Below are 1,072 nucleotides of genomic sequence, written 5' to 3'. Positions count from 1 at the left end.
CCTCCGATCCTCGGCCGCCCCCCTCCGATCCTCGGCCGCCCCATCCGGCCTTGGCCGCCTACGCAGTTGAACACCACGAGTGAACACCACGAGTTCTGGCATCCTGGGCAGGTACCCAACTGTCGGGTCATCAAGGGAGCGCGGTTGATCGAGGCCATCGTGCCGCCAGAGGCCGCCGCCATCGAAGCCTTCGGCGATCCGCCGGGCCCGGAGCTGTTCCCGGAGTTGTCCCCGGACTTGTTCCCCGAGGAGGAGGCGCAGATCCGCGACGCCGTTGACAAGCGGCGTCGGGAGTTCGCCACGGTCCGCCGGTGTGCGCGGGAGGCGCTGGCGCAGTTCGGCGTGCCTCCGGTTCCGATCCTGTCGGGTGCCAAGCGCGAGCCGCTGTGGCCTGCCGGGTTCGTCGGCAGCATGACCCATTGCGACGGCTACCGGGCCGCGGTGGTGGCCCGGGCCGGTGAGCTCGCCTCGATCGGTATCGACGCCGAGCCGCACTTGCCCTTGCCCGCCGGGGTCCTGAAAGTCGTTGCCGGCGCGGGGGAATCCGCCATGGTGTCGGAACTGGCCGAGCGGTTCCCCGAGGTGCACTGGGACCGGCTGTTGTTCAGTGCGAAGGAATCGATCTACAAGGCCTGGTTCCCGTTGGCCCGGTGCTGGCTCGGTTTCGAGGACGCGGTGGTCGGCTTCGATCCGGCCTCGGATGTCTTCACAGCCCAGCTGTCGAAAGCCGGCCTGGTGCGGGACGGGGCCCCGCTGACCCGCCTGACCGGCCGCTGGATCGTGCACGACGGGTTGCTCGCGACGTCGGTGTCGCTCCGGGATACTTCCGGGACGCCTTCGCCCTGAGCCGCCCTGAGCCGCCCGGGCCACCCGGGCCACCCGGTCCGGACGACAACGAAGTCGGCGAAGTGCGGTCGCCGGACGACAGCGAAGGGCGGCGCGGGTTCGCCGCGCCGCCCTTGTGCTCATGCCTTCAGCTCATATACCGATCGGCGTACCTCACATTCCGATCGGCGTGCCTCGGCCCCCGATATCGGCGTGCTTCACATTCCGATCGGCGTGCCTCGCACCC

Annotated in this window: 1 protein-coding gene; it reads left to right on the top strand. The window is 69.8% G+C overall.

Annotated features, from left to right (window positions below):
* Positions 1-144 precede the first annotated feature (144 nt).
* A complete protein-coding gene (locus IZR01_RS49270; protein WP_194895638.1) occupies positions 145-846 on the top strand; it encodes a 4'-phosphopantetheinyl transferase family protein in 702 nt (233 codons plus the stop codon).
* The last annotated feature ends 226 nt before the right edge of the window (positions 847-1,072 follow it).

Source organism: Catenulispora pinisilvae (assembly GCF_015356865.1).
GTDB classification, from domain to species: domain Bacteria; phylum Actinomycetota; class Actinomycetes; order Streptomycetales; family Catenulisporaceae; genus Catenulispora; species Catenulispora pinisilvae.
The sequence above is the reverse complement of the archived record's forward strand: the minus strand, read 5'-3'. Positions and strand labels throughout refer to the sequence as shown.